Here is a 24,298-nt window from a genome sequence, read left to right on the forward strand (position 1 = left end):
AGACGGGCATTTACATTGCCGCTGGGGAATCCATGACGCTGGATACCGGGGCGGCGGTGTATGGCTATGCGCTGGAAGGGGCCACGGTGCGGACGCTGGCAGAGGTGCGCCATGGCTAGATTACACGGTAGCGGCGGCGGGAGCTGGAAAAGCGGCGATATCAAGATCCACAACGGCACCCTTGAATCTATCCCGCTGGGCTGGGTGCTGTGTGACGGCCAGAACGGCACGCCGGACTTGTGCGACCGGGCGTTGGTCGGTGCGGGCCGGGCTTACAGTCCGAATCAGGCATTCGGGACAGACAGCCGGGCGACAGGGAATCACACCCTGTCATCTAATCAGCTTCCCAGCTCGTCCATGACCTATCAGCGCACCAGTAACTTTCAGATCTCCAGCATTAGTAATGCCGGGGTAGCGAATCGCTCGGTGCCTAATAATGGCTGGAGTGCGTACGCCGAAACGGGGCGCTCTTCACCGCGGACACTGGGCTTACGGCTGCATAACGCCAGCACCTATGTCAGCACGCCGGGCAGCGGGCAATCACACAACCATGGTCACGTCGATGTGCGTCAAAAGTCGGTGGCCGTCATTTGGATTATGAAGTTATGAGAATTACAGCAGTCACACAGGATCAGCTCATCGTCATTGATGGTGTGCCGGCCTTCTTGGGACACATCGGCGGCTATGCCATGCGACAGGGTGAATGGGCGGTTGATTTCAACACCCTGACCGGGCTGGGCCATATCGAATACACGGATAATCGCCCGAATCAGGTCATAGACAGCACAGTGTTTAACGCCGCCTATGCGTGGCTGATTGACGAGCACCAACGCTATGTCACCGCCATGGCCGAACAACACGCAGCAGAGGAAGCGGCACGCAATGAGCAGCAACAAAATCTTATTGATACTGAGTCTGATGGTAATGGGGTTAGCAGCAATGACGATGTATAAGCCGCGAGGCATCCGTAACAACAATCCGGGCAATATTGAGGACAACGGCACCGCATGGCGTGGCCGTGTCGGCAACGATGGCCGCTTTGTCATCTTCGACAGACCGGAAAACGGCATCCGGGCACTGGCCCGGACGCTGAAAACCTATCGCAACCTGCACGGCCTGACCACGGTGCGCGGCATCATCAACCGCTGGGCGCCACCTGTGGAGAATGACACCAGCGCCTATGTGAACCACGTTGCCGGGGCGCTGGGCGTGTCGCCTGACACCTCACTGTCAGAAGCGGAAACCATGGACATTGTGCCCCTGATTATTCGCCATGAGAACGGCATGCAGCCTTACAGCGCCAAGATGCTCAATGCGGGCATTCAGGCGGCATAAGGGGGATTGATGCTCGGTGCATTATTAAATCTGCTTACGGGCGGGGTGACGGCATGGCAGCAGCACAGCCGCAACAAGGCCGAAGCCCTGAAGCGCAAAGACGAACTGGAGCAGGCCAAACACGCCGCCAGGTTAAAACGGCTGGAATACGGCGACGAGAAAGCCGCCAATCTGGATGAGCTGAGCATCAAGGGCCGGGGCTGGAAAGATGAATTTATCTTACTGGTTGTCTTCACGCCCCTGATGTTGTGTTTCTGGCCTGATTACGCGGGGTATGTGGATGCCGGATTTCAGGCGCTCAGCAGTATTCCAGAGCCTTACTGGTACGTGGTCGGGGCAATCGTCGTCGACGTGCTGGGGATGCGCTCCATGGTGCGCTACCTGCTGGAATTCTTCTCACACAAATTCAGAGGGAAACCGACTTGATAGAAATATTGCAACAACTGACCGCAATGGGCTTGCCGCCCACCATGATCGCGCTGCTCATCGTGCTGTACAAGCAGGACAAGCGGCTAACAATACTGGAAACGAATGTACAACTGGGGAAAAAGCATGGCTAAGACAGGACTGAAAAGTAACGGCACACTGAAGAAAGGCTACCGATTTGCGAAAGGGGGCCGGGTGGTGAAAGCGAAGAATGCGACGGTGAAGCGCAAGCGATGATAAAAGTAAGCATCTTTGCAATTACAACTGGTATTTAAGCAGTACTCAAAGGCTAGTTAATGTGACGTGTTCCGCAAAAAAAGATCTCTCATACTCAATCTGTTGCGTAGTGATTGTTTATAAACTATTACGTATTCAGTCGTTTTAATTATTTTTAAATACAGAGGTATATTTGCATGCAAATTTATTTAAATTGTCCTTTTTGCGGAGAAAAATCTGTTTTTAATCAATTGCATAGAACGTATTTGGAAAGGGTTGTAAAATATAAATATCATAAATATCAGTGTGTTACTTGCTCTTCTCTGATTTTTTCTCACAGCAGGCAGAAGAAAATAAAGATGTATAGAAAAGGAGATTTACTTAATGGTGAATTGTGAAAGCTTGAAGACCGATCAAGCTGAAAAATTAAGATTTATAATAAGGAAAGAGAAATGCATACATGAACTAAGATTAGTTCTCACTCAGTTACGGAGGGCCATCATTGTAGGTCAATTTGAAGAGGCCGATGAGCTGATGATGCTATTAGAAAAATATCAATTAGAGCTGGAATCGATACTCAAGTCATATTAAATGTATATTAATATCGACTCCTATTACCTGCTAAGTGGCTGGATGCTTAAGGTTGATCAATTGATAGAGTTGAATATAATGCACGGGCTTAATTGCGACGTGTATGTTAGAAGAAAAAATAATAACTAATGGCCCACAATTTTTGTGGGCCTCTTTTCATTAATATTGTTCATGCAGTTTGTGCGGGTGTAACTGGGTATACACCTGCCAAAGAATGTTCAGGTTCCGATGCCCCGTCACCTGTGCCACATCCTCTATGCTGTAGCCCCGCTCAAACAAGCGGCTTGCACCTTCCCGGCGTAAGTCGTGATATCGCAAGTCCTCAATCCCTAAGCTGTTTCTGACGCGCTGAAAGCCTGCTGTCACGCTTCGTGGGTTATGCGGGAATATCAGATCATTTTTTCTTTCCTGTCGCATAGCGATGTCAAAGGATTCACCTAGTAATGGCACAATCATGTGATTGCCTGCTTTTTTGCGCGGGTCTTTGCGATCCCGGACAAGAATTGTTTTGTGAGTTTCGTTGAGATCTTCCCAGCGCAGGCGGCACACTTCCCCGATACGCATACAAGTCAGTATGCTGAAATCCAGAATATCGACAAATGGTATCCGGGTCTTACCGTTGCTGCGGTATGACTGGCGTGCAAGTAGCCCTTCTTTCAACCGCTCCAGTTCTTCCCCGGTAGGCCGTCGGGTACGTTTCTGGCTTTTACCGACCAGTCCCATATCAATCAGAACGGGTACGGCTTCCTCAAAAATGGCGTAGTTGGCTTCAACATTAAATACCGGGCCTGCTTTCTTCATCACTGAGCGCAGGTAAGCTATATCATGATAAATCGTTGCGGGCTGTGCTCCGGCGGCTTTCCTGTGTCGGCAATGCTGAATCAGATCACTGGTTTTGAGTTTGTTACTCTCTACTAATGAGATATCACAGTCCCGGAGCATCCGAAGTACGTATTGTTTCGTCCGGCCCGTTCTGTCCCATAAGTCCCTATCACCTATGTACATATCCAGCAGAGCCGACAACAAAACGGTCTTCAAACCGGAAAACATGGGGTTTTCCAGTTCGTTCAAACGCTTGCGGGCGTAGGTTCGGGCGAGTTCTTTTTTCCTGAATGTTTTGGACTCTCTGTGTATAATCTGCGAATCCTTTTTGACGATGAGTTCAACTGTATAGCGGCTTTCACCGCTTTTCAGCGTACGTTTTCTAATGCTGAATGATGCCATTGTCCTACTCTTTTTATACGTACCATATACGTACGAATTGAAGATTCGGGGCGAGAGGTTAGCAAACTCATGTATATATATACAGTACCTAGATCCTAAGTGAGCCATGATTAAACCTGAAAACCCTACTCAGTACCCGACTTGCCGTTTCTCTGTCGCCCCCATGTTGGATTGGACGGATCGTCATTGCCGTTATTTCCATCGTCTGTTGTCGCAGCACGCCTTGCTGTATACCGAGATGGTGACGACCGGGGCAATCATTCATGGTAAGGGTGATTTTCTGAGCTTTAACGAGGAAGAGCATCCGGTGGCGTTGCAACTGGGCGGCTCGAACCCGGCGGATCTGGCACATTGTGCCAAATTGGCGCAGGAGCGCGGGTACGATGAAGTGAACCTGAATGTCGGTTGTCCGTCGGATCGTGTGCAGAACGGCCGTTTTGGTGCGTGCCTGATGGGCGAGGCGGATCTGGTGGCTTTGTGTGTGTCGGCCATGCGTGAAGTGGTGGATATTCCCGTGACGGTGAAAACCCGGATTGGTATTGATGAGCAGGATTCCTATCAGTTCCTGGCAGATTTTGTCGGTACTGTGTCTGAAAAAGGCGGTTGCGATAATTTCACTATTCATGCCCGTAAAGCCTGGCTGAGCGGTCTGAGCCCGAAAGAAAACCGTGAAATTCCGCCGCTGGATTACCCGCGTGTCTATCAGTTGAAGAAAGATTTTCCGCACCTGACCATGGCGATTAACGGCGGGGTGAAAACGCTGGCCGAGATCGAATCCCACCTGGCTCACCTTGATGGGGTGATGGTCGGGCGTGAAGCGTACCAGAACCCGTATATGCTGGCGGAGCTGGATCAGCAGTTATTCGGCAGCGAACGTCCCATCATCAAGCGCCGCGAGGTGGTTGAAGCTATGTATCCGTATATTGAGCGTCAGCTGGCGAACGGTTCGTATCTGGGTCACATTACCCGCCATATGCTGGGGTTGTTCCAGAATATGCCGGGTGCCCGCCAGTGGCGCCGGCACATCAGTGAAAATGCCCACAAGCCGGGGTCGGGTATAGAAGTGGTTCAGCAAGCGCTGGATAAGATTCCCGCCCATCTGGATGTGTGATTAGCCTGCAAGATATAGTGAGTTTAACCACTCGTTATCGTCAAATTTGCTAACTTAGCCTGTAACGCCGCGAGCTGATAACGCGGCGGTTTTGTATCTTTCTGAAAAATAAGTGTTTTTTTGATAGCTGAATGTTGGCCCGAAACCTGCAGTTAACCTGCAGTAAAGCAGGAAGGGGCAGAACGGGTTCTGTTCCCAGCGGATGTGAGTGGAGAGATTGGAATGGTAGAGTTTTTATTTTTACTGGTGTTTGCCGGTGTGCTGGTCATGACAGGGATCAGCCTGATGGGCATGGTTATCGCGATAGCGGCCGGTTTTGCGGTAATGGCGCTGGCGGGTTTATTGGGGGTGGTGATTAAACTGCTGCCATGGATTATTTTGATTGCGGTTGCTGTCTGGTTGTACCGCGGAGCACGTCGCGAGTCGTCGATTCGTTCGTCGCGGCCCCGTGATATGCATAGACGCAAATATTAGCATGTTCAAAAAGTGAGCTTGACCCAAATCCCTGATTCCCGGCGATGAAATGCAGTTTTCTTACATAGCATCTGGTATAGTCTGGCGCAGAAAAATCAAAGCACAATTATAAAGAGCGGAGACTCAGAAATGAAAAAAAACATGCTTTCAGCAGTGGCCGTAGCAGTGGCAATTGCAGCTTCGGTACCTGCTCAGGCTGACATGCTGCTGGGCGGTACAGTAGGCGCGGATGCCTGGATGAGCAGCGCTGAAATTAACGATGCAGTAGACGGTGGCGACAAAACCATTCCGTCTTTTTATGCCTCGTTTGAACATTTTATTCCACTGATTCCAAACGCACGTATTGCTTACGCCAATGTAGAAGCGGATGCGGTGGCATTTAAACAAACAGACTTTACTCTGTACTACGAAATTCTGGATAACGATCTGGTTGCCGTGGATGTCGGTGTGTCTCTGATTAAATTCGGCGACGGTGAGTACAACGCGCAAGGTCACGTGCAGACGTTTGATGATGAGTGGCAGCCGGCGGTTTACGGCAATGTTGAAGTCGGCATTCCTATGACACCGCTGACGGTATTTGCTGAAGGTAACGTCGGTAGCTTCGATGATACCAGCACGCTTGATGCCAAAGCCGGTATGAAGTTCACCATTCCTTTGGTGGCGGCCGATCTTAATCTGCGTGGCGGATACCGCGTGATGGATTACGATTTTGATGCGATTAATAATCCTGCCGGCAGCAAAGTGAAGCTGGACGGATTTTTTGCCGGTGTTGAAGTCGATTTCTGATCGGTTTAACACTGCTGACCTAAAGCCATGCTAAACGCATGGCTTTTTTGTTGCCTGTTTGCTGAGTTATAGGCCATTTTTAAAGTGGGCATTGATGCAGGAATCAGGCAGATGACAATTACCGAGTTACAGCGTTTATATGCGGACAGCGAAATCGTGGAAGCTGTGATTGAGCCTTCACTACAGGCCAACGGCTGGGTGGTCGAATTTCGTCATCGCCGTGGTGGCTTTGTCACCCTGACTGACGGCTCTGGTAGTGAAAAGTGCTACCGGGACATAGACACAGCCACTGAGCGTGCCTTTGAAGTGGGTTTTCATCAGGTACGTATTGCCGATCATTTCTGAATGCCGCGGCGCCTGATCCCCCGGATTGGGCGTCTTGGTGCCGCTTTATTTCCCTACCTTCTGCTTTTCTCTTCCAAAAAGTTATAAAACATTCTTATCTATTCTTTCTTGTTATTTCGTCGAGTAGCTAATCTACCCTTACGCAATGTAAAGGGATCGTCGTGTCATGTTACTTAAGGAACTCTCGGCTTTAGCCAGCCCTCTCAATGATCAGCAGATCGGTCAGCTGCAACAGACAGTCGCAGAGCTGTCACCACAGCAACTGGCGTGGATTAGCGGTTATTTCTGGGGATTAAGTCAAACCCAAACGGCGGGCCAGCAGCCTGCCGGTCAGCCGATCGCCGCTGTGGCAGCGAAACCGGCTGGCAAACTTACCATTATTTATGCTTCGCAGACGGGTAACGCCAAAGGCGTGGCTCAGGCGCTGAAGGAAGAAGCGGTCGCGGCCGGTATCCAGGCTGACGTGTTTGCCTCTGGCGATTACAAAGGCAAAAACCTGACCAAAGAAACCCACGTGATCATAGTGGCTTCAACCCACGGTGAGGGTGAAGCGCCGGATGACGCCATGGAGCTGCATGAATTCCTGCAGTCCAAGCGTGCGCCTAAGCTGCCGAATCTGAACTATGCCGTGCTGGGCCTGGGGGATTCCAGCTATGAATTCTTCTGCCAGACTGCCAAAGATTTTGACAGCTACCTCAGTAAGCTGGGCGCCAAATCGTTTGTGGATCGTATCGACTGTGATGTTGATTATGATGCCCCGGCTGCCGAGTGGCGCGCCAAAGCACTGGAGAGCATCAAGGAAGAGCTGCTGGGCGGCAATGATGCCGAAGTGGTTCAGCTGCACGTGGCGCAAAACGCGACGGCGGCTGTGTCTCAGTACAATAAGCAAAATCCGTATGCGGCAGAGCTGCTGGTCAGCCAGAAAATTACCGGTCGTGATTCCGGTAAAGATGTCCGCCATGTGGAAATCGATCTCGGTGAATCCGGCCTGACTTATCAGCCGGGCGATGCGCTGGGCGTCTGGTATGACAATGATCCTGCCCTGGCTGAAGCGCTGGCAGCGAAAGTGGGTCTGTCCGGCGATGAAAGCGTTGAGGTGGACGGCCAAGCCTATAGCCTGAAAGACGCGCTGATTCACAAATACGAAATTACTGCTTCTAACCCCCAGCTGGTGACCAAGTTCGCTGAACTGTCTGGCAGCAAGAAGCTGCAGAAGCTGGTGGAAGACAAAGACAAGCTGCGTGAGTACGCGGCGAACACTCAGGTGATTGATGTCTTTGCCGAGAAGAAAACCCAGCTGAGCGCTGAGCAGTTACAAGGCCTGCTGCGCCGTTTGACGCCGCGCCTGTACTCCATTGCGTCCAGCCAGGAAGAAGTGGGTGAAGAAGTGCACCTGACTGTCGGTCTGGTGGAATATCAGCAGGGCGAAGAAAGCCGCTTCGGCGGTGCTTCCAGCTTCCTGTCGCACCGTCTGGAAGAAGGCGCGAATGTTCGTGTGTTTGTTGAAGATAACAATAACTTCAAACTGCCGGCCGATGATAATACCCCGGTGATCATGATTGGTCCGGGCACAGGTATCGCGCCTTTCCGCGCTTTTGTGCAGGAGCGTGATAACCGCGACGCTGAAGGCAAAAACTGGCTGTTCTTTGGCGACCGCACTTTTACGCAGGACTTCCTGTATCAGGTGGAGTGGCAGAAGTACCTGAAAGACGGCATTCTGACCAAGCTGGATGTGGCTTTCAGCCGCGATCAGTCTGAGAAAGTGTATGTCCAGCACCGTATTCTGGAAAATGCGGCAGAAGTTTGGCAGTGGCTGAAAGACGGCGCACATATTTACGTGTGCGGTGATGCCAACCGGATGGCAAAAGATGTGCATGAGGCACTGATCACTGTTGTTGAGCAGCAGGGCGGCAAGAGCCGCGCAGATGCCGAGCTGTATTTGAATGATTTGCGTAAAGCCAAACGCTACCAGAAGGATGTGTACTAATGACTGAGAAACTGTCCGATAACGAACGCCTGAAACGCGAGAGTAATTTTCTGCGCGGGACCATTGAGCAGGATCTGCAGGACCGCATTACCGGTGGCTTTACAGCTGATAACTTCCAGCTGATCCGTTTCCACGGTATGTATCAGCAGGATGACCGCGATATCCGTCCTGAGCGCCAGAAGCAGAAACTGGAACCTTTGCAGAACGTCATGCTGCGCGCCCGTATGCCGGGGGGCATCATCACGCCGGAACAATGGCTGGCGATTGATAAATTCGCGCAAGACAAAACCATGTACGGCAGTATTCGTCTGACTACCCGCCAGACGTTCCAGTTCCACGGTGTGCTGAAGCCGAATATTAAGCTGATGCACCAGACTCTGAACGAGTACGGCATTGACTCGATTGCCACCGCCGGTGACGTAAACCGTAACGTGCTGTGTACTTCTAACCCGGTGGAGTCAGAATTGCACCAGCAGGCGTATGACTGGGCGAAGAAGATCAGTGAACATCTGCTGCCTCAGACCCGTGCTTATGCGGAAATCTGGCTCGATGGCGAAAAAGTGGAAGGGCATCAGGATCAGGAGCCTATCCTGGGCTCGAATTACCTGCCGCGTAAGTTCAAAACCACAGTGGTGATTCCGCCACAAAATGATGTGGACGTGCACGCGAATGACCTGAACTTTGTCGCTATTGCCGAAAACGGTCAGCTGATCGGCTTTAACGTGCTGGTGGGCGGCGGTTTGGCCATGACACACGGTGATACCGCGACTTATCCGCGTCGCGCCGATGACTTTGGTTTCGTGCCACTAGACAAAACGCTGGACGTCGCCGCCGCGGTGGTGACCACCCAGCGTGACTGGGGTAACCGCTCTAACCGTAAGAACGCAAAAACCAAATACACCCTGGACCGTGTGGGTGTTGACGTCTTCAAGGCGGAAGTGGAGAAACGCGCCGGCATTACCTTCGAAGCCAGCCGTCCTTACGAGTTTACTGATCGCGGTGACCGTATCGGCTGGGTGGATGGCATCGACGGTAAATACCACTTGACGCTGTTCATCGAAAACGGCCGAATTCTGGATTATCCGGGTAAACCGCTGAAAACCGGTGTGGCTGAGATTGCCAAGATCCATAAAGGGGATCTGCGCATGACATCCAACCAGAACCTGATCATTGCCGGTGTGGCCAAAGAAGATAAAGCGACGATCGAAAAGATCGCCCGCGATCACGGTTTGATTGATGACGCTGTCAGCGTGCAGCGCCAGAATTCAATGGCGTGTGTGTCGCTACCGACCTGTCCGCTGGCGATGGCAGAAGCCGAGCGTTTCTTGCCGGAATTTGTCACCGATTTTGAAGGTCTGCTGGAGAAACACGGCCTGGACCAAGACGAGCACGTTATTTTGCGCGTGACCGGCTGTCCGAATGGCTGCGGACGCGCCATGCTGGCGGAAATTGGTCTGGTGGGTAAAGCCCCGGGTCGTTATAACCTGCACCTTGGCGGCAATATTAACGGGACACGCATTCCTAAGATGTACCGTGAAAATATCACTGTTGATGAAATCATGACGGAATTGGATCAACTGGTGGGCCGCTGGGCGAAAGAGCGTGAGGACGGTGAAGGCTTTGGTGACTTTACTATCCGTAGCGGAATTATTGCCCCTGTTGAAGTCTCTGTGAGGGATTTTTATGCCTAAATATGCGTTGGCGGATTTGCTGAGTGCCACCAAAGTGGAGCAGATCCTTCAGCTGGCGGAAATTAACGCCGAGCTGGAGCAGATGACAGCCCAAGAGCGGGTTCGCTGGGCGCTGGAATTTCTGGATGGCAACTTTGCGTTAGCTTCCAGCTTTGGTATCCAGTCTGCGGTCATGCTGCATCTGGTGACTCAGGAGTCACCCAATGTGCCTGTGATTCTGACGGACACGGGATACCTGTTTCCTGAAACCTATCAGTTTGTTGATTTTCTGACCGAGCGGCTGGCGCTGAATCTGAAAGTGTACCGCTCAGAGCTCAGTCCTGCCTGGCAGGAAGCACGCTACGGCCAGCTGTGGACTCAGGGCGTTGATGGCATTAAGCAGTACAACAAAATGAACAAGGTTGAGCCGATGCGCCGCGCACTGGAAGAGCTGGAGGTGAAAACCTGGTTCTCTGGCCTGCGCCGGGAGCAGTCGTCCTCCCGTGCGACTTTGCCGGTACTGGCTATTCAGAACGGTAAATTCAAATTCCTGCCGCTGATCGATTGGTCAGAGCAGGACATTGATGAATACCTGCTGAAATACGATTTGCCTTATCATCCATTGCTGGCCCAGGGCTATCGTTCTGTCGGTGATGTCCACACCACAGTGAAGTGGGAGCCGGGAATGAAAGAAGAAGAAACCCGTTTCTTCGGTCTGAAGCGGGAATGCGGTCTGCATGAGGATGATGCAGAGAGCGACGGTTCAGGTATCTAATCCGACAGCTTTACATTGTGGAAATAAAAAACCTGATCGGGAAACCGGTCAGGTTTTTTTATTGGTAATCAGAAAATTGACCTGAGGCTGACAGCCGAAAAAGGTGAAATCGTTACGCTCGCTGCCCGGTATCAGGTTATTGGTCAGCTGGCTGGCGTCCAGATTTTGGTCAGGGTATCAATCAGCCCGGCACTGGCGCCCTGGGTGCCCAGAAACTGTGTGATGATGGGAACGAACTGACTGATCATGCCGGCATCTAACCCTAATGCGGTGAAGACCGGGCCGAGGGCATCCATGTTGTTAAGCATGCCGCCCAGTCCGGCAGGAATGGCGTCCATCAGGTTTTCTGAACCTGGGATCAGCTTGGTCAGCTCGGTGGCCTGATCGCCGCTTAACTGGCTGGCCGCCATGGACAGCAGTGCACCGGCTCCGCCCGCTGCCTGTTCAGTGCTGACACCGAGTTGATCGGTCAGCATACTGGCGAGGGGGTTGTCGGCCAGGGCTTCCATTTTATCGTCACCGCCGCCGAATAAGTCGGAAAGGCTAAAAGCATGGGCGGCAGGGCTAAGAGCCAGACTGGCCAGTAATGGCATCGCAACCAGCCAGCAGCGTTGGAGTAGAGCTCGGGTCATAGTGTTCTCCTTAGAATCGTTATGAGGTTTTCCCGTGGGGAAGCCGTAAGCTACTCTAAGCGTAGTCTGGAAAAGAAAAAAGAGGGCGTTTGTCAGGTTATTGTCAGGGTATGTTGCTGATATGAGACAAAAAAACGGTGCCGAAGCACCGTTTTTCAGAAGGGCGGCAGGACTTACAGGATGTCCAGCAGCTCAACTTCGAAAACAAGTGCAGCGAAAGGTGGGATGGCAGCACCTGCGCCACGCTCACCGTATGCCAGGTTTTGTGGAATATACAGTTTCCACTTAGAACCGACAGGCATCATTTGCAGAGCTTCTACCCAACCCGCGATAACGCCGGTGACCGGGAATTCTGCTGGCTGACCGCGTGATACTGAGCTGTCGAAGACAGTGCCGTCAGTCAGTTGGCCGTGGTAGTGAACACGTACTTGCTTGTCAGACGTTGGGGTTTCGCCGTTACCTTCAACCAGGACTTCGTACTGAAGACCAGATTCGGTGACTGTTACTTCTGGACGCAGTGCGTTATCTTTGAGGAAGGCTTCGCCTTCAGCAGCGGCAGCTTGAGCTTGTACCTGACGAGCTTCTTCAGCGCGGGTGTGCAGATCACGCAGTGCGTCGTTGATGTCGTCTACAGCGATTTCTGGCATGTCGCCAGTCAGCGAGGTCGCGATGCCTTTGGCAATGGCAGCAACGTTCAGGCCTTCCAGGCCACTTTGAGCCAGTTGCTGGCCCATTTGCAGACCAATACCGTAGCTCGCTTTAGTTTCAACTGTATCTAGTTTAACGTCAGACATAGTGTCGTCTCTTTATGTCGAGTGAATTAAGCGGGCAGGATAACAGTTTCAACCCTCAGGGGTAAACTTTTGTGAACAGAGGTCGCATCAAAGCGTGACCCTGAAGTTTTGGCGCAGAGTGATGGAGAGTAGTTGTTATGGGACAAGCGAAACGCCGTAACCGGAAGAAATCGGCCCCGGCCCTGACACAGGTGTCGCTGACGGAGTGGAAAACCCGGCTCAGCCAGCTGAACTGGCGGGAAGCAGGTCAGATGCAATGGCAGAAGATCAGACTGCGGGGACAGCCCTATTGGCAGCAGTTGCCAGGCTTTCATCGCAAAGCATTAATGGTTCTGGCCCCTGTGGTGCTGATCCTGTTCCTGCTGCCGGCTTCAGAACCCGACCTAGCAATTCCCGGCAGCGAGCCCGTGCATCAGGAAGTGGCGCTGAATCTGGCTGAGCCCGCGCCTTTACCTGTTGGAGAGCGTCCGGATCCGGCATCGCCTCCTCGTCCGGTAAATGGAAAACCCGCGGCGTCGCAATCACCGGTGACATCGCCGTCGTCTTCGGCGACGACAACGCCCCGGCCGTCAGCTTCTGCAGAAAACTGGAGGAATTATAAGGTCAAAAAAGGCGAAACCCTGGCGACCATCTTTCGTGCCAAGTCGTTACCTTTGACTGACCTGTACGCCATTGCTGCCATTGAAGGCAAAGACAAACCGCTCAGTTACATTAAATCTGGCCAGTTATTGCGTTACAAACAACTGGCCAATGGTGATCTGGATGTGCTGCAGATTGAGAGCCGCGGTGGCGATCCTGTGATGTTTTTCCGCCGCTCTGACGGTAGTTTTGCCCGCGGTCAGTAACTGATTGATCAGGCGGTTGGCGGTTTTTTTGTCAGCCGCATATCAATATGGGGAATGCCGTCTTCCAGGTATTCGTCCGAGCTTGGCTCAAAGCCAAAGCGCCCGTAATAACTCTGCAAATGCGACTGTGCGCCGATGTCAATGTCCTGCCCCGGCCACAGTTGTTCTGCGTACGCCAGTCCTTGCGTGAGCAAGGTATTTCCGACCCCTTTGCCGCGCGCCGCTTGCGCGGTGATCACCCGCCCGATACTGACATTATCGTAGGTAGTGCCTGCCGGCAGTAACCGCAGATAAGCCATCAGAGTACCATTGTCATAGGCGATTAAATGATGGACATCGCGGGCTTTGTCGTGGCCGTCGAGTTCCGGATACGGACAGTTCTGTTCAACCACGAACACATCTACCCTGAGTTTCATGATGTCATAAAGCTGATCAGTGCTGAGCTGATCAAAGCGAAGGCATTGCCATTGCATCGATTGCGTCCTTTTACTACTGCTTTTATAGCCTGGCACTCAGCATAAAATGCGCGATGAGAGACCGCAAGAGGCGGTTTATTTCCCCGAGGCGGCCAGATGGCGTTGCAGGCTGTCCAGCTGACTCAGTGACAGGTTCAGAAACGACGCCAGTTGTGGCGCTGTGATGTGGGTTGCCAGTTCACCGACGCTGTCTGTGAACAGGGCGTAGCGTCGTGCCGGGCTGTACAGACGCATGAACTGCTCTTTTTGTTCCCGGAACAGCAGCTGCCTCTCGGCCAGGGCCATGTACAGGGCGGGCATGTCATCGCGCCAGCGAAGTATCAGCTCGGCTGGCAGAGTCTGAATCAGGCAGGGTGACAAGGTTTCCAGCAGATAGGGTGATCCCTCCTCGGTCAGCAGGCTTTCAAAGCCAATCAGCAGATCCTGTTCCCAGAAGAAATCTTTGCTGATGGTTTTACCGTCTGCTGTGATGTAGCAGGCATGGCACAGGCCATCAATCAGAAAATATGCCTGTGTTGCCAGTTCTCCCTGATTGATCAGCACATGCCGGGTAGGCAGTTCTAACGGTTCGGCCAGTGACAGTGCCTGATCGACAGTGGCCTGATCGGCACCGTGCAGGGCCAGAAATTGCGCGAGTGGTGAGGTCATAGTGTTCTGTCGCTGTTGAAGTCATCTATATCTAGCTTACCAAAAAATACCGCGACCACAGGCCGCGGCATAGTGATAGCGTTATGACGCTGTACTATTAGTGTTGCAGGTCAATCCGGTAAACCGCAAAGCCGGCTGCATCGGTAGCCACTTGCTGCATCGGATACTGACCCTTGTCTTTGATAAAGGATGCCGCTTTGTCGCTCGGTGAGGTTTCAAAACGGATATCCAGCGGCGTTGTGCTCCTGAGCGGGGCAAAGCGCCAGTTATTGTCGGCACTCGGTACAACTTGCCCGTCGTCTTTACTGACCCTGCTGATGTAACTGGCCAGCACAGTGCGGTTTTCATCCGGTGCCGCAAAGGCGACATACTGCTCGCCTGTGCCGGCAAACTTGCCACTGTAAGCGCGGTAATTGTTGGTGGCAATAATAAAGGGTTGGGCCGGGTCGATGGCTTTGCCCTGATAGGTCAGTTGCTTAATTCGCTCAGCTTCCGGGTTGATCAGCTTGCAGTCACCGTCGTAACGGGCGGGCTGAGAGACATCCACCTGATACTGAACACCGTCAATCACGTCGAAGTTATAGGTGCGGAAGTCTTCCCAGTTGATCAGCGACTGTGGCGCGCCTGAGCTGAGATCAATCTGGTTAAATTGTCCGGCAGAGCACTCCAGCCATTCTTTGACTTCTTTGCCTGTCACTTTCAGTGCCACCAGGGTATTGGGGTACAGATACAGATCGGCTGCGTTGCGAAAGGTCAGCTGGCCGGCTTCCACTTCGGTGTAGTTGCCCGGATCGTTCGCCCGGCCGCCTGCCTTGAACGGGGCGGCAGCCGACAGCACAGGCAGGCCGTCTAAATCCGGATCGCCCTGAATAAAGCGCTCCACGTAATCTTTCTGTGCCAGGTTCACTATCTGCACGGTCGGATCATCCTGTACCAGCGCCAGATAGCTGTACATCACATCACTGGCTTTACCGATTGGCTGGTTGACGAATTCACGTGTTCCCTTGTGATCCTCCATCACGGCTGCGACCAGTTTGCTGTCCGCCGCCACCTGCGCTTTACCATCGGCAAATATCGGGCGGGCCTGGGTTTGACGCTCAGTCACTGCCCACTTGCCATCCTGCCGGGTCAGCGCCAGATCTATCACCCCCAGATGATCGCCCCAGCGGCCGGGCATTACCGCCGCGACACCATTGATAGTGCCTTTTGCGATGTCGGTATTGGGCAGGCTGGCAAAAGTTTGACTCGGGAAGACCGCGTGGGCATGGCCGAACGCGATTGCATCTATGCCTTTTACCTGCGTCAGGTAATAGACGGAGTTTTCCGCCATGGCATGGTAAGGATCGGCAGATACGCCTGAATGCGGAATCGCGACTATGATATCGGCGCCTTCGGCTTTCATCTTAGGCACGAAATAGTCGGCGGTTTGCTTGATGTCTCTGGCGCTCACCTTGCCTTCCAGATTCTTTTTATCCCAGGTCATGATTTGCGGCGGCACAAAGCCGATATAGCCGATCTTGATGTCATGCTCTGCGCCGTCGGTATCTTTCAGGCGATAGGTTTTAATCAGATAAGGGGTAAAGAGGTTTTCCCCCGTCTTTAGGTCGTAGACATTGGCATTGATATAGGGGAAGTTTGCGCCTTTTAATGCCGCTTGCAGGAAATCCAGCCCGTAGTTGAATTCATGGTTTCCTATGTTGCCTACTTCGTAATCGAGCGGGTTCATGGCTTTATAGACAGGGTGAACATCACCGTCTGCCAGGCCTTTTTCCGCCAAGTAGTCACCCATCGGGCTGCCCTGAATCAGATCGCCGTTATCAACCAGCACACTGTTAGTGACTTCGCGTCTGGCTTGCTCGATTAAGGTGGCGGTCCGGACCAGCCCGGTTTTCTCGGTCGCTTTATCTTTGTAGTAGTCATAGTCCATGACATTGGCGTGAATGTCGGTAGTTTCAAGAATGCGCAGTTGAATGGTGTCTGCCAGTGCCGGGCCTGCTGCAGCCAGCAGTGCGCCCAGTACGGCAAGTGAAAGGGGTTTTGCTCTTAAAGACATGATTTCACCGTCATTAATGGAGTAAGTAACGCGCTAAAAGTAGCAAAAATACTGTCTCTGAAATGCAAGAGCTTGTCAGATATGTGACCTGAGTGTGCTTCCTTGCTCTGCATCAGGTTTCTTTCTCACATCACTGCACTTTGGCCATGATGATTGGCGAAATAGTTAGATCTTAAAGGCATAAGATAAACTTTTTTTATGAGAAAAAACCAGAAAAGTGATTGTTTTATACGGTGTTAGGGGCGATTTGCTGTCATATCCGGAAGGATGGTACCCACAGGACGCTTAAGTCAGCCAAGCTAAACTTTTGGGAATAAAAAATGAAATTTTAGAATTTCAGGTAATATCCTGCCCCGTCTATAGTGCTGTTACGTACAGAGAGTAAGAGCAGTGACTATGGACTATTTACCTATTTTTGCCGATTTAAAGCGTCGTCCATGCCTGGTGGTAGGCGGTGGAGAGGTGGCCTGGCGTAAAACCCGGATGCTGCTCAAAGCCGGTGCCGACGTTCGTGTCATTGCTTCTGAGCTCAATGCCGATTTTCTGCAGGCGGCAGATAACGGTGACATTACCCTTCTTGCTGAGCAATTTATGCCAGAGCACCTTGACGGTATCTTTCTGGCTATCGCAGCAACCGATCGCAAAGCCATCAATGCTCTGGTGTACCAGTCGGCGAACCAGCGTCAGGTGCTGGTGAATGTGGTGGATGATACCCAGCGTTGCAGCTTTATCGTGCCTTCTATTGTTGATCGCTCTCCTCTTATTGTGGCTATTTCATCTTCTGGCAAAGCGCCGGTACTGGCGCGTCTGGTCCGTGAGAAGCTGGAAGCCTTGCTGCCTCAGCATCTTGGCAAAATGGCAACCCTGGCAGGCCAGTTTCGCGATCGCCTCAAGAATACAGTGACAAGCCTGTCTGCCCGCCGTCTGTTCTGGGAGCAGGCCTTTGACGGCCGCTTCGCCGAGCTGGTGGCCGCCGGGCAAGACAAAGAAGCCGAGCAGGAATTGGTTCGCCAGTCCCAGCAGGTGACTACCCAGGGCCAGGTTGCACTGATTGGCTCCGGCCCCGGCGACGCCGGTTTGCTGACTCTGCGTGCGTTGCAATTAATGCAGCAGGCCGATGTGGTGCTGTATGACTATCTGGTATCGGACGACATCATGGATCTGGTTCGCCGTGATGCGGAGCTGGTCTGTGTCGGTAAACGCGCCGGTTATCACAGTGTGCCGCAGGAAGAAACCAACCGCCTGCTGGTGGAATATGCCAGTCAGGGCAAACGGGTGGTTCGCCTGAAAGGCGGTGATCCTTTCATTTTCGGCCGCGGGGCAGAAGAGCTGGAAGTGCTGTTTGATGCCGGTATCCCGTTCCAGGTTGTGCCGGGTATTACCGCCGCAGCAGGCGCTACAGCCTATGCCGGTATTCCTCTGACACACAGAGATCATGCACAAAGTGCCATGTTTATTACCGGTCATACCAAGCCGGACAGCGACAATCTCGACTGGTCCACACTGGCACGCGGTAAGCAGACGCTAGTGATTTATATGGGGCTGATGAAATCAAGCCACATCCAGCAACAACTGATCCAGCATGGCCGCGCAGCAGAAACGCCGATTGCGATTATCGAGCGTGGCACGCAGGCATCGCAAAAAGTCTTCAGAGGCCAACTGAGCGAGCTGGCTCAACTGGCAGAAAATGCAGAATCGCCGTCACTCATCGTGGTGGGTGAAGTGGTGACTCTGGCGGATAAATTACATTGGTTCGGAAAGCAGGAACAACAAGGGCAACCACACCCCGCTGTCGTGAGCCTGGCTTAACATGGAGAGAAAGATGGATCCGAAACGCCTTACCCACCTTAAGCAGCTCGAAGCGGAGAGTATTCATATCATCCGTGAAGTGGCCGCTGAGTTTGATAACCCTGTGATGATGTACTCCATCGGTAAAGATTCGTCGGTGATGCTGCATCTGGCCCGTAAAGCCTTTTATCCGGGAAAAATTCCTTTTCCGTTGCTGCATGTCGATACCGACTGGAAATTCCGCGAAATGATTGAGTTTCGTGATGCGACAGCGAAGAAATACGGTTTTGACCTGCTGGTGCATAAAAACCCGGAAGGCATGGCGATGGGTATCAGCCCGTTCGAGCATGGCTCGTCAAAGCATACCGATATTATGAAAACCCAGGGCCTGAAGCAGGCACTGAACAAGTACGGTTTCGACGCCGCATTCGGCGGCGCCCGTCGTGACGAAGAGAAATCCCGTGCCAAAGAGCGCGTGTATTCTTTCCGCGACAAGAACCATACCTGGGATCCGAAAAACCAGCGTCCTGAGTTGTGGAAAACCTATAACGGCCAGATTAACAAAGGCGAGAGCATCCGAGTGTTCCCGCTGTCGAACTGGACCGAGCTGGATATCTGGCAATACATCTACCTGGAAGGCATCGATATTGTGCCGCTCTACCTGTCACAGGAGCGTCCTGTGGTTGATCGCGACGGCATGCTGATCATGGTGGATGATGACCGCATGAAGCTGCGTCCGGGTGAGCAAATTGAACACAAGAGCGTACGCTTCCGTACCCTGGGCTGTTACCCGCTGACCGGGGCGATTGAATCTGAGGCCAAAACTTTGCCTGAGATCATCGAAGAAATGCTGGTGGCCACCTCCAGTGAGCGTCAGGGACGGGCGATCGACCACGATCAGTCGGGATCGATGGAATTGAAGAAACGTCAGGGTTATTTCTAAGGAGTCGGGACATGAACAGCGCAATTCAACAACAAGTAGCTGAGCTGGGCATTGAAGCTTACCTGGATCAGCACCAGAACAAGTCTCTGCTTCGGTTCCTGACCTGTGGTTCAGTGGATGACGGTAAAAGTACGCTGATTGGCCGTCTGCTGCACGATTCACAGCAAATTTATGAAGATCAACTGGCCGCGATTCATGCTGACAGCCAGAAAGTGGGCACCACAGGCAGTAAGCCGGATCTGGCCCTGCTGGTTGACGGTCTGCAAGCGGAACGTGAGCAGGGCATCACCATTGATGTGGCTTACCGTTATTTCTCGACCCAGAAACGCAAGTTCATCATTGCCGACACCCCGGGGCATGAGCAGTACACCCGCAACATGGCGACAGGGGCCTCTACCTGTGATGTGGCGGTGATCCTGATTGATGCCCGTAAAGGTGTGCTGGATCAGACCCGTCGCCACTCCTACATTGCCAGCCTGCTGGGGATTCGCCAGTTTGTGGTGGCCGTCAACAAGATGGATTTGGTCGGTTTTGAGCAGGCGCGTTTCGAGCAGATCCGGGATGATTATCTGGCGTTTGCCAAAAAGCTCAATGCTGACATCAATATTCAATTGGTCCCGCTGTCGGCACTGGAAGGCGACAATGTGGTGACCGCCAGTGAGCTTACACCCTGGTATGAGGGCGAGCCGCTGCTGTCTTTGCTGGAAAGCGTTGAAATCAACAAAAAAGTGGACGGCGAATTACGCTTTCCTGTGCAATATGTTAACCGCCCGAATCTGGACTTCCGCGGCTTTGCGGGCACGCTGGCATCCGGTACTGTGTCCGTCGGGGATGCGGTGAAAGTATTGCCATCGGGTAAATCGTCAACGGTTGCCCGTATTGTGACTTTCGACGGTGATCTGGCTCAGGCTCATTCTGGGCAGGCAATCACGCTGACCCTGAACGATGAGATTGATATCAGCCGCGGTGACACTATTGTCCATGCCGGTGACGACGTTGCACTCAGCAATCAGCTATTGGCCGACATTGTCTGGATGGCAGAAGCACCACTGGAAACCGGTCGTCAGTACGATATCAAAGTGGCGGGCAAGAAAACGCTCGGCTCGGTCAGTGCGATTCGCCATCAGGTAGATATTAATAACCTGGACACCTTTGCCACCGATGTGCTGCCTCTCAACGGCATTGGCCTGTGCGAAGTGGTACTCAATGAGTCTATCGCGATCGATTCATACCAGAATTGTGCCGATACCGGTGGCTTTATTCTGATTGACCGCCTGACCAATGTGACTGTGGGTGCCGGCATGGTGCGTGAGGCGCTGACGGAATCCGCCCCTTCTCAGCAGGCATACAGCGCCTTTGAGGTTGAGCTCAACGCACTGATCCGTAAGCACTTCCCACACTGGGATGCTAAAGATCTCAGTAAGTTGCTGGGGTAATGCCGATGGCATGGGAACAAGCCCTGGTACTGGCGATGCTGGTGGTGATCATCACCTGTTTGATCACCACCAGAATCAAACCTGCCTATCTGTTTGCAGGTACAGCCTTTATTGGTTTTCAAACCGGGATGATTGAGCTGTCGACCCTGGCGGGTAACTTCACTAACGCGTCGTTGCTGACCCTGGTCCTGCTGATCCTTGTTTCCATTGCTCTTGAAAAAACGCGCCTGATCAGTTGGGTCGGGCGCCAAATTTCTCAGGGAGGACAAACGTCTGTGGTGGCCAAGCTTGGCCTGTCGACGGCCTTCCTGTCTTCCTTTACCAATAACACGGCAGTGGTAGTGTCTTTGATTGGCGCGGTAAAGCGCAATCAGCGTCATGCGCCGTCTCGTCTGTTAATACCACTGTCCTATACCGCGATATTGGGCGGTACGCTGACCCTGATTGGTACTTCGACCAATCTGATTGTGAACAGCTTTGTCGAAGATGCCGGGTTACCCAGCCTGGGCTTTTTTGCGCCTTCAATGATTGGACTGGCGGTGTTGCTGGTCGGGCTGGTGTTTTTGATCCCCCTCAGCCACTTTCTACCTAATTACGATGACAGCAGCCAGGATGAACTGCCGTACTTTCTGGAAGCCAAAATAGAACCGACCTCATCGCTGGTTGGCAAGTCGGTTGCTGAAAATGGTTTACGGGCACTGCGCCGCTTGTTTCTGGCGGAAATCATTCGTGACGGCAAGACGATTGCCCCTGTGTGCCCCGAGACAGTATTGCGGGCCGGCGACAGTTTACTGTTCTGTGGCGATATCGAAAGTGTCACGACCTTACAGGAAATCGACGGGCTGAGGTTATTTGGTCAGCACCACCTCAATGGGCAGTCCATGATGGAAGTGGTGGTCAGTCATTCTGCCGGCATCCGTGGTAAAACGCTGAAAAGCGTGCAGTTCCGCGAACGTTTTGATGCTGTGGTGGTGGCGATCCGTCGCGGCCATGAACGTCTGGCCGGCGGGCTGGGCAATATTGAATTGCATCCCGGTGATACCCTGGTGATTGTGCCCGGCAAAACCTTTCATGAGAAAAAGCAGACGTTAAACCGTGAATTTGTCCTGATCAACGGTCTGGACTCCAGCGCCCGGCTGGACAGCACCAAGAGCATGGCCGTGCTGGGCGGTTTTGTTGCTGTGATTACCGCGGGTCTGTTGGATGTTTTACCGCTGATCAAAGGACTGGCCGGTTATCTGTTGTTGTTGCTGGCGACCGGTATCATCAGCTTTGCCGAAATTCGCCGCCGTTTTCCGATTGACATCGTGGTGATTGTTGGCTCGGCGTTATCACTGGCACAACTGATGCTTGCCAGCGGCCTGTCTGAGCGGATGGGCAATATCATGATGACGTCCTTTAATGGCTGGGGCGTCTACGGCGGGTTAGTGGCCGTGTATCTGCTGACCTTGCTGATGACTGAGCTGGTAACTAACAATGCTGCAGCAGCCTTGTCTTTCCCCTTAGCGTACAGTTTGGCACTGAGCTATGGGGTCGATCCTATGCCCTTTATTATGGCGGTGCTGTTTGGTGCCAGTGCCAGTTTTATTTCACCTTATGGTTATCAGACGAATTTGCTCGTTTACACCGTAGGCAACTATAAGTTGCGAGATTATCTACGGATCGGATTGCCGTTTTCCGTGATGTACTCAGTGGTTGTATTAGCCCTGATCCCGCAGTTCTTTCCTTTTTAATGTGTTTTAGCAACGGAGTGTAAAATGACCGCTGTCGTTCAACCCCATGAAAATGAAAACGTGGTCTGGCACAATCACCAGACAGATAAAGCACAGCGTGCTCAGTTAAAAAATCAGAGACCCTGCGTTCTGTGGTTTACCGGGTTGAGCGGTGCCGGCAAATCGACGGTGGCCGGCGCGTTGGAAAATCGCCTGGCTGAACAGGGCTTCCATACTTATCTGCTGGATGGCGATAATGTTCGCCATGGCCTGTGCAAGGATCTGGGTTTCTCTGCTGAGGATCGTAAGGAAAACATTCGACGCATCGGGGAAGTGGCTAAGCTGATGGCGGATGCTGGTCTCATCGTACTGACCGCGTTTATCTCTCCTCATAGGGCTGAGCGTGAGTTGGTTCGTGAACTCCTGCCTGAGGGAGAATTCATTGAAGTCTTCGTGGACACACCTCTGGCAGAATGTGAAAAGCGCGATCCTAAAGGTCTGTATAAGAAAGCCAGAGCGGGAGAGATTAAAGACTTTACCGGCATCGATTCTGAATATCAGCCGCCGGCGAATCCTGAGATTCATCTGCAAGCGGGCAATGCATCGGTTGATGAGCTGGTTACTCTGTGCGTGGAAGCATTAAAACAGCGTCACATTATTTAAGACAAGGAGTACAGCGTGAGCGCACTACTGGAGTCTATCTATCAGGTTGCACTGGAAGCAGGGCAAGCCATCATGGACTGCTATCACAGCAATGTCCGGGTTGAGGAAAAAGCGGATAAGAGTCCGGTCACTGAAGCTGACCTGGCTGCCAATGCGGTGATAGTCCGCCATTTATTACAGCTTACGCCCGATATCCCAATTCTCTCTGAGGAATCCGCTCATACTGAATGGCGCGACCGTCAGCACTGGCAATCATTCTGGCTGGTGGATCCGCTTGATGGAACAAAAGAGTTTCTTCGGAAAAACGGCGAGTTCACGGTTAACATTGCCTTGATTAAAGAAGGCAGGCCCGTGCTTGCCGTAGTGCATGCGCCTGCTTTGGGTAAAACCTGGCTGGGAGACGGTAATAAAGCCTGGTTGCAAACCAAGGCTGGTCGGGAACCAATCCGAGTGAGAGAAGCAACAGTGCCAACCGTGGTGGGTAGCCGTTCTCATCCCAGCCCGGACATGGCTGACTTTCTCAATATGTTAGGTCAGCACAAGATGACTGAGGTCGGGTCATCCCTGAAATTTTGTCTGGTCGCAGAAGGAAGGGCGCAATTCTACCCACGTTTAGGGCCAACCATGATGTGGGATACCGCTGCCGGTCAGTGCATAGCAGAAAGTGCAGGTGCATCCGTCACCTTATTTAATCAAGAGCCACTGCAATATCACAGGGAAGAGTTGCTGAACCCTTCTTTCCTGGTTAGCTGTAAGTAAATGCTTTTATGCCGTCGGGGTTACCCGACGGGTTGCTCTTCTGCTCTAGTAGGTTGAGCTGATCGTTTCCTCGGTTGCTACGCTCTCCTCTGAGTCTCTGTTTCTTTATCTTGTCTGTCCCATGCCTGTTTTGGCTGTTTTTTGTGTTTTTTATCAGTTTCAGAGCAAAAGGTAGCCGGTTGCAATGAAATCACCAAAAAACACTTGCTGCTTTCAGCTAACCCCCTATAATGCCGCCTCACTGACAGGGCACACACGGGTTTGAATAAGTTCTTGGTAACTTGTGAATAACTTGTGTGAACTGAAAGTGGCGCAAAAAGAAAGAGAAACAGGGTTGACACTCGTTTTTGTTTTTGTAAAATGCGCACCCTCACCGAGTAAAAGGTGCTAAAGGTTTAAAACCAGAAGTTATCCTTGGTGAGCTCTTAGTTAAGAAGGTGTTTGAAAAAGTTTTTAAAAATAACGCTTGACTGAGAAAGAATGCTGGGTAGAATACGCAGCCCTGACCAACGAGACATAACGTTGAGTCAACGCTCTTTAACAATTTGACCATGCAATCTGTGTGGGCACTCGACAATGATACAGTCATAAAAGATTTATCAGTGAACT

The 24,298-nt window shown here is 52.2% G+C and carries 25 protein-coding genes; 19 read left to right on the forward strand and 6 right to left on the reverse strand.

Going from position 1 to position 24,298, the window contains the following annotated elements:
- Nucleotides 1-111: 111 nt before the first annotated feature.
- The 5 genes from P0Y67_RS18750 to P0Y67_RS18770 are packed head-to-tail and all read left to right on the forward strand — an operon-like array spanning nt 112 to nt 1,895.
- Nucleotides 112-609, forward strand: a complete 498-nt coding sequence (locus P0Y67_RS18750) for a hypothetical protein (protein WP_342393114.1) — start codon at nt 112-114, stop codon at nt 607-609.
- Entirely contained in the window at nt 606-953 is a 348-nt protein-coding gene (locus P0Y67_RS18755; protein ID WP_342393115.1) for a hypothetical protein, read from the forward strand. Before P0Y67_RS18750 ends, P0Y67_RS18755 begins: the two co-directional genes overlap by 4 nt.
- Nucleotides 940-1,335 carry a structural protein gene (locus tag P0Y67_RS18760; protein ID WP_303459554.1) on the forward strand — a complete coding sequence of 132 codons (396 nt, stop codon included), beginning with the start codon at nt 940-942 and terminating at the stop codon, nt 1,333-1,335. Before P0Y67_RS18755 ends, P0Y67_RS18760 begins: the two co-directional genes overlap by 14 nt.
- 9 nt (nt 1,336-1,344) lie before the next feature.
- Nucleotides 1,345-1,761 (forward strand): hypothetical protein, encoded by a 417-nt coding sequence (locus tag P0Y67_RS18765; RefSeq protein WP_342393116.1) that lies wholly within the window; start codon nt 1,345-1,347, stop codon nt 1,759-1,761.
- Entirely contained in the window at nt 1,758-1,895 is a 138-nt protein-coding gene (locus P0Y67_RS18770; RefSeq protein ID WP_155804952.1) for a hypothetical protein, read from the forward strand. Before P0Y67_RS18765 ends, P0Y67_RS18770 begins: the two co-directional genes overlap by 4 nt.
- 832 nt (nt 1,896-2,727) lie before the next feature.
- Here the strand turns inward: P0Y67_RS18770 and P0Y67_RS18775 are convergent.
- Nucleotides 2,728-3,792, reverse strand: coding sequence for a tyrosine-type recombinase/integrase (locus P0Y67_RS18775; protein WP_342393117.1), 1,065 nt, complete (start codon nt 3,790-3,792; stop codon nt 2,728-2,730).
- Between the two features lie 106 nt (nt 3,793-3,898).
- On the opposite strand from P0Y67_RS18775, the gene dusA reads away from it, so the two are divergent.
- The 7 genes from dusA (at nt 3,899) to P0Y67_RS18810 (ending at nt 10,940) form a co-directional block, all read left to right on the forward strand.
- A complete protein-coding gene (gene dusA, locus P0Y67_RS18780; protein ID WP_342393118.1) occupies nt 3,899-4,903 on the forward strand; it encodes a tRNA dihydrouridine(20/20a) synthase DusA in 1,005 nt (334 codons plus the stop codon).
- Nucleotides 4,904-5,125: 222 nt separating this feature from the next.
- Nucleotides 5,126-5,377 carry an envelope stress response protein PspG gene (gene pspG / locus P0Y67_RS18785; RefSeq protein ID WP_192017783.1) on the forward strand — a complete coding sequence of 84 codons (252 nt, stop codon included), beginning with the start codon at nt 5,126-5,128 and terminating at the stop codon, nt 5,375-5,377.
- A gap of 129 nt (nt 5,378-5,506) precedes the next feature.
- A complete protein-coding gene (locus P0Y67_RS18790; RefSeq protein WP_337112177.1) occupies nt 5,507-6,163 on the forward strand; it encodes a TIGR04219 family outer membrane beta-barrel protein in 657 nt (218 codons plus the stop codon).
- Between the two features lie 111 nt (nt 6,164-6,274).
- Entirely contained in the window at nt 6,275-6,508 is a 234-nt protein-coding gene (locus tag P0Y67_RS18795; protein ID WP_027254029.1) for a hypothetical protein, read from the forward strand.
- A 166-nt stretch (nt 6,509-6,674) separates the two neighbouring features.
- Nucleotides 6,675-8,495, forward strand: a complete 1,821-nt coding sequence (locus P0Y67_RS18800; RefSeq protein WP_342393119.1) for an assimilatory sulfite reductase (NADPH) flavoprotein subunit — start codon at nt 6,675-6,677, stop codon at nt 8,493-8,495.
- Nucleotides 8,495-10,186: an assimilatory sulfite reductase (NADPH) hemoprotein subunit gene (gene cysI / locus P0Y67_RS18805; RefSeq protein WP_342393120.1), complete on the forward strand. Its 1,692-nt coding sequence runs from the start codon at nt 8,495-8,497 to the stop codon at nt 10,184-10,186. The genes P0Y67_RS18800 and cysI overlap by 1 nt, the downstream gene beginning before the upstream one ends.
- Nucleotides 10,179-10,940, forward strand: coding sequence for a phosphoadenylyl-sulfate reductase (locus P0Y67_RS18810; RefSeq protein WP_027254026.1), 762 nt, complete (start codon nt 10,179-10,181; stop codon nt 10,938-10,940). Before cysI ends, P0Y67_RS18810 begins: the two co-directional genes overlap by 8 nt.
- A 143-nt stretch (nt 10,941-11,083) precedes the next feature.
- Here the strand turns inward: P0Y67_RS18810 and P0Y67_RS18815 are convergent, their stop codons facing one another.
- Both P0Y67_RS18815 and P0Y67_RS18820 read right to left on the reverse strand, forming a co-directional pair.
- The gene (locus P0Y67_RS18815) at nt 11,084-11,572 is read right to left on the reverse strand and encodes a DUF2780 domain-containing protein (RefSeq protein ID WP_237584192.1); all 489 of its coding nucleotides are present in this window, start codon (nt 11,570-11,572) and stop codon (nt 11,084-11,086) included.
- A gap of 173 nt (nt 11,573-11,745) precedes the next feature.
- Nucleotides 11,746-12,366 carry an FKBP-type peptidyl-prolyl cis-trans isomerase gene (locus P0Y67_RS18820; protein WP_027254024.1) on the reverse strand — a complete coding sequence of 207 codons (621 nt, stop codon included), beginning with the start codon at nt 12,364-12,366 and terminating at the stop codon, nt 11,746-11,748.
- Nucleotides 12,367-12,503: 137 nt separating this feature from the next.
- Between P0Y67_RS18820 and P0Y67_RS18825 the strand changes: the two genes are divergently transcribed.
- Nucleotides 12,504-13,211 carry a LysM-like peptidoglycan-binding domain-containing protein gene (locus tag P0Y67_RS18825; protein WP_342393121.1) on the forward strand — a complete coding sequence of 236 codons (708 nt, stop codon included), beginning with the start codon at nt 12,504-12,506 and terminating at the stop codon, nt 13,209-13,211.
- 8 nt (nt 13,212-13,219) lie between these two features.
- Here P0Y67_RS18825 and P0Y67_RS18830 read toward each other — a convergent pair whose 3' ends face one another.
- The 3 genes from P0Y67_RS18830 to P0Y67_RS18840 all read right to left on the reverse strand — a co-directional run bounded on the left by P0Y67_RS18830 (nt 13,220) and on the right by P0Y67_RS18840 (nt 16,388).
- Nucleotides 13,220-13,684, reverse strand: a complete 465-nt coding sequence (locus P0Y67_RS18830) for a GNAT family N-acetyltransferase (protein ID WP_342393122.1) — start codon at nt 13,682-13,684, stop codon at nt 13,220-13,222.
- 78 nt (nt 13,685-13,762) lie between these two features.
- Complete coding sequence (locus tag P0Y67_RS18835) at nt 13,763-14,335, reverse strand: Crp/Fnr family transcriptional regulator (RefSeq protein ID WP_342393123.1); 573 nt, start codon at nt 14,333-14,335, stop codon at nt 13,763-13,765.
- A gap of 97 nt (nt 14,336-14,432) precedes the next feature.
- A complete protein-coding gene (locus tag P0Y67_RS18840; RefSeq protein ID WP_342393124.1) occupies nt 14,433-16,388 on the reverse strand; it encodes a bifunctional 2',3'-cyclic-nucleotide 2'-phosphodiesterase/3'-nucleotidase in 1,956 nt (651 codons plus the stop codon).
- A gap of 396 nt (nt 16,389-16,784) precedes the next feature.
- Here P0Y67_RS18840 and cysG point away from each other — a divergent pair, with 396 nt between their 5' ends.
- From cysG to cysQ, 6 genes are read left to right on the forward strand one after another with little or no spacing between them, the layout of a single operon-like run.
- The gene (cysG, locus tag P0Y67_RS18845; RefSeq protein WP_342393125.1) at nt 16,785-18,197 is read left to right on the forward strand and encodes a siroheme synthase CysG; all 1,413 of its coding nucleotides are present in this window, start codon (nt 16,785-16,787) and stop codon (nt 18,195-18,197) included.
- A gap of 13 nt (nt 18,198-18,210) precedes the next feature.
- Entirely contained in the window at nt 18,211-19,119 is a 909-nt protein-coding gene (cysD, locus tag P0Y67_RS18850; RefSeq protein ID WP_027254018.1) for a sulfate adenylyltransferase subunit CysD, read from the forward strand.
- Nucleotides 19,120-19,130: 11 nt separating this feature from the next.
- Nucleotides 19,131-20,555 (forward strand): sulfate adenylyltransferase subunit CysN, encoded by a 1,425-nt coding sequence (gene cysN, locus P0Y67_RS18855; protein ID WP_342393126.1) that lies wholly within the window; start codon nt 19,131-19,133, stop codon nt 20,553-20,555.
- 5 nt (nt 20,556-20,560) lie between these two features.
- The gene (locus tag P0Y67_RS18860) at nt 20,561-22,288 is read left to right on the forward strand and encodes an SLC13 family permease (RefSeq protein WP_342393127.1); all 1,728 of its coding nucleotides are present in this window, start codon (nt 20,561-20,563) and stop codon (nt 22,286-22,288) included.
- 24 nt (nt 22,289-22,312) lie between these two features.
- Complete coding sequence (gene cysC, locus P0Y67_RS18865) at nt 22,313-22,930, forward strand: adenylyl-sulfate kinase (RefSeq protein ID WP_342393128.1); 618 nt, start codon at nt 22,313-22,315, stop codon at nt 22,928-22,930.
- 15 nt (nt 22,931-22,945) lie between these two features.
- Nucleotides 22,946-23,689, forward strand: a complete 744-nt coding sequence (gene cysQ / locus P0Y67_RS18870; RefSeq protein ID WP_027254014.1) for a 3'(2'),5'-bisphosphate nucleotidase CysQ — start codon at nt 22,946-22,948, stop codon at nt 23,687-23,689.
- Nucleotides 23,690-24,298: the final 609 nt, after the last annotated feature.

It is taken from the genome of Photobacterium sp. SP02 (genome assembly GCF_038519165.1).
Lineage (GTDB): Bacteria > Pseudomonadota > Gammaproteobacteria > Enterobacterales > Vibrionaceae > Photobacterium > Photobacterium halotolerans.

Coding starts and splice junctions, on each gene's coding strand:
- P0Y67_RS18750 (WP_342393114.1), top strand. CDS start 112: ATGGCTAGATTACACGGTAGCGGCGGCGGGAGCTGGAAAAGCGGCGAT.
- P0Y67_RS18755 (WP_342393115.1), top strand. CDS start 606: ATGAGAATTACAGCAGTCACACAGGATCAGCTCATCGTCATTGATGGT.
- P0Y67_RS18760 (WP_303459554.1), top strand. CDS start 940: ATGACGATGTATAAGCCGCGAGGCATCCGTAACAACAATCCGGGCAAT.
- P0Y67_RS18765 (WP_342393116.1), top strand. CDS start 1,345: ATGCTCGGTGCATTATTAAATCTGCTTACGGGCGGGGTGACGGCATGG.
- P0Y67_RS18775 (WP_342393117.1), bottom strand. CDS start 3,792: ATGGCATCATTCAGCATTAGAAAACGTACGCTGAAAAGCGGTGAAAGC.
- dusA (WP_342393118.1), top strand. CDS start 3,899: ATGATTAAACCTGAAAACCCTACTCAGTACCCGACTTGCCGTTTCTCT.
- pspG (WP_192017783.1), top strand. CDS start 5,126: ATGGTAGAGTTTTTATTTTTACTGGTGTTTGCCGGTGTGCTGGTCATG.
- P0Y67_RS18790 (WP_337112177.1), top strand. CDS start 5,507: ATGAAAAAAAACATGCTTTCAGCAGTGGCCGTAGCAGTGGCAATTGCA.
- P0Y67_RS18795 (WP_027254029.1), top strand. CDS start 6,275: ATGACAATTACCGAGTTACAGCGTTTATATGCGGACAGCGAAATCGTG.
- P0Y67_RS18800 (WP_342393119.1), top strand. CDS start 6,675: ATGTTACTTAAGGAACTCTCGGCTTTAGCCAGCCCTCTCAATGATCAG.
- cysI (WP_342393120.1), top strand. CDS start 8,495: ATGACTGAGAAACTGTCCGATAACGAACGCCTGAAACGCGAGAGTAAT.
- P0Y67_RS18810 (WP_027254026.1), top strand. CDS start 10,179: ATGCCTAAATATGCGTTGGCGGATTTGCTGAGTGCCACCAAAGTGGAG.
- P0Y67_RS18815 (WP_237584192.1), bottom strand. CDS start 11,572: ATGACCCGAGCTCTACTCCAACGCTGCTGGCTGGTTGCGATGCCATTA.
- P0Y67_RS18820 (WP_027254024.1), bottom strand. CDS start 12,366: ATGTCTGACGTTAAACTAGATACAGTTGAAACTAAAGCGAGCTACGGT.
- P0Y67_RS18825 (WP_342393121.1), top strand. CDS start 12,504: ATGGGACAAGCGAAACGCCGTAACCGGAAGAAATCGGCCCCGGCCCTG.
- P0Y67_RS18830 (WP_342393122.1), bottom strand. CDS start 13,684: ATGCAATGGCAATGCCTTCGCTTTGATCAGCTCAGCACTGATCAGCTT.
- P0Y67_RS18835 (WP_342393123.1), bottom strand. CDS start 14,335: ATGACCTCACCACTCGCGCAATTTCTGGCCCTGCACGGTGCCGATCAG.
- P0Y67_RS18840 (WP_342393124.1), bottom strand. CDS start 16,388: ATGTCTTTAAGAGCAAAACCCCTTTCACTTGCCGTACTGGGCGCACTG.
- cysG (WP_342393125.1), top strand. CDS start 16,785: ATGGACTATTTACCTATTTTTGCCGATTTAAAGCGTCGTCCATGCCTG.
- cysD (WP_027254018.1), top strand. CDS start 18,211: ATGGATCCGAAACGCCTTACCCACCTTAAGCAGCTCGAAGCGGAGAGT.
- cysN (WP_342393126.1), top strand. CDS start 19,131: ATGAACAGCGCAATTCAACAACAAGTAGCTGAGCTGGGCATTGAAGCT.
- P0Y67_RS18860 (WP_342393127.1), top strand. CDS start 20,561: ATGGCATGGGAACAAGCCCTGGTACTGGCGATGCTGGTGGTGATCATC.
- cysC (WP_342393128.1), top strand. CDS start 22,313: ATGACCGCTGTCGTTCAACCCCATGAAAATGAAAACGTGGTCTGGCAC.